Consider the following 5,638-nt stretch of genomic DNA (forward strand, 5'->3'; position numbering starts at 1 on the left):
AATACCTCTACTTTTTCAGAAGCAATTCTGTCTAAGCAAGTAATCTCTGTGAACCAAGAATCCCCGTCTCTTTAGAGCGGGGAGTGTCAAGGACGCTTGTATCAGTTAATTGATCACATCAACGATTTAAGTCCTGTAGTTGCCCTCGAAGAGCATCCCGAGAGAAAATAAACCCTAGGCTAGAGTTTCAGGACAGTATCCTAAACCCTTAGTAAATTGTTGCCGAAAAGCCTCTATATCTTGCTGATCCGGGGTACCATGGGACACGATCGCCACTTGATAACGACGCATGACATCAATAGGAGATTGTCCCGTTTCCAAACTCCAAAAAACCATCTGGAGACGCATTTCTGGTTGATAGGGAATCCCTAACTCATTCATGTAGGCGCGAAAATCACCGTGTTGGCAAGGAGTCAGCATTTGATTAAACTTTACCTTGACCACCCAACCGTTAATCTGATGGATAACCGTCATGACGGAGGAAGGCAGATGAGTCATCGAGCGCAGGTATTCGGTGACTCGTAGCGTTAAACTAGCATTAGCAAGAAAATAGAGATAGTCCATAGTGGCCGCCGGGCTATTGGCTAATAGTCACGATTAGTGTTATATCTCTAAGTCTGACGATAAACCGTTCCAGGTACCAAGGGGAGAAATCCCCGATTTAGTGAAGTTCGCCTGGGTAGGATTACCCAACTTTTGCGAAGCTCTTTATGATGATAATGACGATGATCCCTGACCAATTACTCTCCAGCTACGATTATCACCTTCCTCCAGAGTTAATTGCCCAAAATCCCGCCGAAACCCGGGATAGTTCCCGTCTTTTGGTGGTAGATTCTCCCAATAGTCATAATTTAGCTATTTTTCGGGATTTACCCACTTGGTTAGAGTCGGGGGATTTGCTGGTTTTCAACGATACCTGCGTGATTCCGGCCCGTTTATTTGGACGTAAAACCACGGGCGCACCCGTAGAAATATTACTATTAGAAGAACAAGATGACCATCGTTGGTTATCTCTGGTGAAACCGGGAAAACGCTTTAAAGTCGGTTCAGAAGTCCTTTTTTATCCGAAAACAGGGCCGACGGAAGACCAAGAAAAATTATGGTTAGCGAAAGTAATCGATCGAGATCTGAACACCGGTGGTCGTCTGCTGGAATTTCAACGTCATCCCCAGCGCAGTTTTTGGGATATGTTGGAGGAGTACGGTCATATTCCTTTCCCCCCCTACGTCACCGAATCAGAGGCGGAAGAAGACCGTTATCAAACAGTTTACGCTGATAAACAGGGTTCTGTGGCCGCTCCCACGGCAGGATTACATTTTACTCCCGAATTATTCCATAAGCTCGCCCAGAAGGGTATAGATACCGCCTATGTCACCCTTCATGTGGGAGTGGGAACCTTTCGTCCCGTGGAAGTGGAAAATATTACAGAACACCTAATGCACCAAGAATTTTTGCAGATTTCCGCCGAAACTGCCGAAAAAATCGCCCAAACAAAGGCTAGAGGTGGCCGGGTTATCGCCGTGGGAACCACGGTAGCTCGCGCCTTGGAAGGGGCAATTAAAGAAAGTAAGAGCGAGAAATTAACCGCTTTTCAGGGAAAAACGCATTTATTTGTCTATCCGGGTTATCAATGGCGGGTTATCGACGGCATGATCACTAATTTTCACCTACCCAAGTCCAGTTTGATGATGTTAGTCAGTGCCTTAATCGGACGGGAAAGACTACTGGCATTGTATCAAGAAGCTATCCAAGAGCGTTTCCGTTTCTATTCCTTCGGTGATGCTATGTTAATCCTACCCAGCGCTCGCAGCAGTAATCGCTAAGTAGTTGGACAAAATTACCTTCAAACCCCAGAAAGAAGGAGGAGCAGAACTGCGGAAAGGGCAACAGGAAAAGCAAAAATATGTGTAAGCGGCCCGCGCATCTAAATTGGTCTAGGTCGATTATCGAACCACCTCTGGCCTGTTGTCTATCCTAAGCAAGAAATGAAAAGAAAAGATCTTAAAATCGGTCGCCGCTATTCTGGCAAATCCTGGCAAATATTTGTAATTATTGCCTTCATCGCCGCCGCTCCCTTTGCTATTTTTTATCTTATTGCCTTGGCTTATCTCTGGCAAGGCGATCAACTTTTGGCCGCGGGGGAGAAGGAATCGGCTCTGTCTGCTTACCGAACAGTTTTATCTTTTGACGAAAATTCGGGCCAAGCCCATATAAAAATCGCTCAGGTCTTGCAAAGTCAAAAACGTTATTCTGAAGCCTTAAAAGCCTATAATCATGCCTTTATCGTTAATGATAAACCACCGATGGAACCCTCCCAAAGTAATTATTTAGTGGCTTTGGGAGATATCTTCGCGCAAGAGGAAAAATGGTCAGAGGCGATCGAGGCTTACCAAAAAGCAATTATCATTAAACCAACTTTTAAAGCGCAATTTCAGCTAGGAAAAGCCCTCTATAGTTTACAACGTTGGGATGAGGCGGCGAAAGCTCTGCAAGCAGCGGTTTTTCTCGATCCTAGTCAGGGAAAAGCCTATTTTTATCTGGGAAAGGCCTATAGTGAACAGCAACTCTGGCAAGAGGCCAGTTATGCCTATCAGCAAGCTCTAGAATTGATACCTAGTCAGGGTGAAACCTACAAAAAATTAGGAGAAACCCTAGCAAAACAGGGAAAATGGGAGCAAGCAGAGCAAATATATCGACAGGCTTTAATTTACGCCCCTAAAGATGGGGATATTTATAATTATTTAGGGAAAGCTTTAGCGGAACAGGGAAAACTAGGGGAAGCGATGGCAGTTTTTCAACAGGCGCGCCAAATTAGCCCCAAAAATGCCGAGATTTACGAAAATCTCTGTTATACCTATATCAATAGCGGTCAGATCGATGAGGGTCTAAATTGGTGTCGGCAGGCCGTAGAAATTGATCCCAATTTATCAGAAGTTAGATTTATTTTACAGGAAATCCAACGGGGGCGATTAATTCATGATCATCCCGAATTATTAAAAATGCCAGAGATAATTCCCAGTGTTAAGAGTGATCCTCTGGTGAATTTAAAACGCTCAATTGTTAAAATTGTCATTCGTGGCAAAAATAACAATGGTATCGGCACTGGTTGGTTATTAAAACGAGATCAAGACACAGCTTGGATCGTGACTAACCGCCATGTGGTGACGAATTCCCGTCAAGAAATCGATGCAGGGGCGCGCATTTTTGTCGAGTATTATAGCCAACCACCCAAGGGAAAAATTCCCAAGCGTTCAAAAGCTAAAATTCTCCACACTACCCCCCCTAACGACTGGCTCGATTTAGCAGTATTAGAGGTAAAAAATCCCCCCCCAGATTTAAAACCTTTAGCTTTAGCACCCCTACCAATTGCCGCTAATCAATCAGTAATCTCGATCGGTAATCCTTTTAATCAAAAAGATTGGACTGTCAGCAAAGGCACTGTTAATGATAATGAAGAAAAATCCTTAAGTTTATCCATGTTTGTCGTTTCTGGACAGTCGGGAAGTCCAGTTTTAAACGATAAAAATCAAGTGGTGGGAGTGATTTCCCAAGCGAGTTTATTTTGTGCCAATCCCTCTACTCCTAAACCCCTAGAAAATGCCGTTAAATTGGGCTGCGGTTTCGCAATTCCCATTGACAGGGTGCGAGAAAGGTTAAGGGAGTGGGGAACTTTTTCAGTTATCAGTAATCAGTAGTCAGTTATCAGTGGATAGTGGATAGTAGTTAGGGTTTGCTGAATAAATCTAAAAACCTTATCCAACAAGGTTTTTAGACTTTTTTGACCTCAAAAAGTGCCGACCCTTGGAGTGATTGGGGGGAAAAGTAAAACCCCACACCCCACACCCCACACCCCAACCCCCAACCCCCAACCCCCAACCCCCACCGAAAAACTTTTTCAGCAGACCCTAGTTAGTGGATAGTGATCGATCACTGTTTACTGGTCACTGATAACTGATAACTGGTCACTGATAAATGATAACTGCTATGCTACTCTAGGCAGAAAACCATTCGATCGAGATCACCGTGGCTAACCAAGAAGCAACTTCCCCCGCTATTCGTACCCCTTTATACGAGCTAATTACCCAACAAACCAGCAAATTTACCCCTTTTGCGGGTTGGGAGATGCCGATACAGTTTAGCGGCCTAAAAATCGAACATAATGCTGTCCGCAATGGTGTCGGGATGTTTGACATTTCCCACATGGGCAAATTTATCTTAACTGGAGATAATCTGGTTCAATCTCTCCAAACCCTAGTTCCTTCTAATTTAGCCCGTTTAAGCGCAGGAAAGGCACAATATAGCGTTTTACTTAACCCGGACGGTGGTATCATCGATGATATTATCTTTTACTACCAAAGCGAAAGCCAAGGCGTATTAATTGTTAATGCCTCAACCACCGATAAAGATCGAGAATGGATTTTAGGCAATTTAGAGGGATCGGGGGTCAAATTAAAGGATTTATCCCGAGAAAGGGTCTTAATCGCCCTGCAAGGACCCAAGGCAGCCACAATTTTACAGCCCTTGGTTGGGGAAAAATTAAGCGATTTTGGCCTATTTAATCACTGGGAAAGCCAGCTTTTCGGGGAAAAAGTTTTTATCGCCAGAACTGGTTACACCGGAGAAGATGGCTTTGAAATTATGGCCCCTCCTGAAATCGGACAGCAACTTTGGACGGAATTCTTAAATTTAGGGGTGACTCCCTGCGGTTTAGGAGCGCGGGATACCCTGCGTTTAGAGGCAGCTTTAGCCCTTTATGGACAGGATATCGACGATAGCACGAGTCCCCTAGAGGCAGGCTTAAATTGGTTGGTTCATCTGCCAGAAAAAGGCGATTTTATCGGTCGCAATGTCCTTGAAGACCAAAAACTTAATGGTGTCAATCGGCGCTTGGTGGGATTGCAGATGTCCGGCAAACATATCGCCCGTCACGATTATCCGGTAGTATTCGCTGGGGAAGCGGTGGGTAAAGTCACCAGTGGCACTTTATCACCAACTTTAAACACAGCGATCGCTTTAGCCTATCTTCCCACACCTTTCGCCTCGATCGGACAGGCGATCGAAGTGGAAATCCGCGGCACCACCTACCCCGCTACCGTAGTCAAAAAACCTTTTTATAAAAGTAAAAAGTAAAAAGGTGATGGGGGTTAGGGAGTCGGTTAAGCTGTACTGCATTTAAACTGCGTATTGGGAATTTTAGTAAGCTAAGACGTATTTAAACCCTCAAGGGGTGACAGACAAGGGGTGACGGAACAGTTAAAGAGCTTGCTTGATAACTGGAGTTTAGACTAAATGTTTACCCAAGCGGCGATCGCCGAAGCTCAAAGGCGATCGCTATCTCAACGGTCGAAGTCTGTTGTTTACATATATTAATAAAGCGAGAATAACAAAAAGGGAGAAAATAAAAAATACAAGCATTAAAGAAACTCCCTTAGATGAATAATAACATTCTGGAACTTCAAAAATTTAGAACAGAGGCCTATAACTTGATTGGCTGAGAGGGGGACAAGCGAGCTAGAAGGTAGATAGGGCAAGCGATATAGCTCTTTGCCCTTTGATGTAATCCTTCAACCGATAGCGGCTAATTTGCATTAGCTCTTCTATATTTTTTGGGAACATTTGATGTAGCCCGAGCCAATGA

The 5,638-nt window shown here is 44.3% G+C and carries 4 protein-coding genes; 3 read left to right on the forward strand and 1 reads right to left on the reverse strand.

Annotated features, from left to right (window positions below):
• Window positions 1–174 precede the first annotated feature (174 nt).
• On the reverse strand, window positions 175–564 hold the full coding sequence (locus BGL89_RS20465; RefSeq protein ID WP_002733765.1) for a hypothetical protein: 390 nt from the start codon (window positions 562–564) through the stop codon (window positions 175–177).
• A 161-nt stretch (window positions 565–725) separates the two neighbouring features.
• Between BGL89_RS20465 and queA the strand changes: the two genes are divergently transcribed.
• The 3 genes from queA (at window position 726) to gcvT (ending at window position 5,130) form a co-directional block, all read left to right on the forward strand.
• Window positions 726–1,823, forward strand: a complete 1,098-nt coding sequence (gene queA, locus BGL89_RS20470) for a tRNA preQ1(34) S-adenosylmethionine ribosyltransferase-isomerase QueA (RefSeq protein ID WP_286827376.1) — start codon at window positions 726–728, stop codon at window positions 1,821–1,823.
• 162 nt (window positions 1,824–1,985) lie between these two features.
• A complete protein-coding gene (locus BGL89_RS20475) occupies window positions 1,986–3,695 on the forward strand; it encodes a serine protease (protein ID WP_286827377.1) in 1,710 nt (569 codons plus the stop codon).
• 328 nt (window positions 3,696–4,023) lie between these two features.
• Window positions 4,024–5,130: a glycine cleavage system aminomethyltransferase GcvT gene (gene gcvT, locus BGL89_RS20480; protein ID WP_286827378.1), complete on the forward strand. Its 1,107-nt coding sequence runs from the start codon at window positions 4,024–4,026 to the stop codon at window positions 5,128–5,130.
• Window positions 5,131–5,638: the final 508 nt, after the last annotated feature.

Origin of the sequence: Microcystis sp. LSC13-02, from assembly GCA_002282935.1 — a bacterium.
Taxonomy (GTDB): domain Bacteria; phylum Cyanobacteriota; class Cyanobacteriia; order Cyanobacteriales; family Microcystaceae; genus Microcystis.